1 protein-coding gene is annotated in these 1,149 nt (G+C 69.9%); it reads right to left on the minus strand.

The features are described 5' to 3' along the window. Positions 1-1,065, minus strand: a complete 1,065-nt coding sequence (locus AAH991_RS40050) for a COG1470 family protein (protein ID WP_346231179.1) — start codon at positions 1,063-1,065, stop codon at positions 1-3. Positions 1,066-1,149 lie beyond the last annotated feature (84 nt).

Genomic DNA, 1,149 nt, shown 5'->3' on the forward strand with positions numbered 1-1,149 from the left:
TCACGCTCCGAGGGGTCTGCCGTGGCTGTTGAGGATCAGCTTCTCGATGCGCTTGCGGCGCCGGACGCTGGTGATCCGGAGGGCGACGATGAGCAGGACGAGCAGGGCCAGGACGGCCAGTTGCGGCCAGGGCAGCGCCCACACGGAGGTGTCGATGGCGACTCGTTCGGCGGTGACGCCGGGCAGTGGCTGTCCGGCGGGGGCGGGGATGGCCATCACGGTCGTGTTGATCACGCCCATCGGCCAGGCGCCGGTCACGCGTGCGGTGAAGGTCCGGCTGCCGCCGGGCATGATCTCTCTGGCTTTGGCGTCGGAGGTGTCGGTCCAGCCGGTTTCGCCGACCAGGGTGGAGGTCAGGATCCGGGAGTCGGGGGCCAGGCGGACGTTGCCGGCGTTGGCGACGGTGTAGCTCACCTCGACCGATCCCGGGGTGAAGGGGTTCCATGACCAGGTGTAGTGGGCTTTGACGTCCTTGACGGCGACTTTGGCCACGTAGGCGCCGCTGACGCGGATGTTGAGGCGGACGCCGACGCGGTTTTGGACCCGTACCTGGCCGGAGACGGTGTCCACGGAGGCGGTGACGCCCGCGGGGTGGTCGCCGGGGGTGGCGTTTTGGGGGATGGAGACCTTCACGGGGACCACGGCGGTGGCTCCGGCGGCGATGTTCACCTTGTCGGGGATCTCGATCCAGGCGCCGCCGTCGACGGGTTTGGCGTCGGAGGGGCGCATGTCGAAGTAGCCCTTGGAGGTCAGGTAGCCGTCGTTGGCGTCGATGGCGAAGTCGACCGGCTGGGTGGAGCGGTTGATGACGGCGATGTGCTCGGTCGTCTGCTGCCCGCCGGCGAGTTCGATGTCGATGACGCGGCGGCCGTCGGGGCCGTCGGCATTGGCGGGTACGACCGACCAGGTGACATCGGCGCCGGAGGGGGTGGCGAAGGCGACCAGGCCGACCAAGGTGACCATGGCGGCCAGTACGGTCGCGCCGAGGGCGCGAAGCACGGGCGACAGGGCGCTGGGGCCCCGCGTGCGGCTGCTCTTGGTCAGCAACGGTCTCTCCTGTCTCATGATGGGCGTCCGGGCCGTGTTCGGGGGTCATCGATCGGGTGATCGAGCGGCCCGGACGCCCACGTCGTGGGTGGCGTCCAGCCT

It is taken from the genome of Microbispora sp. ZYX-F-249 (genome assembly GCF_039649665.1).
Taxonomy (GTDB): domain Bacteria; phylum Actinomycetota; class Actinomycetes; order Streptosporangiales; family Streptosporangiaceae; genus Microbispora; species Microbispora maris.

Excerpts from the sequence above, each read along its gene's own strand:
- AAH991_RS40050 (WP_346231179.1), bottom strand. The coding sequence starts at position 1,065 with ATGAGACAGGAGAGACCGTTGCTGACCAAGAGCAGCCGCACGCGGGGC.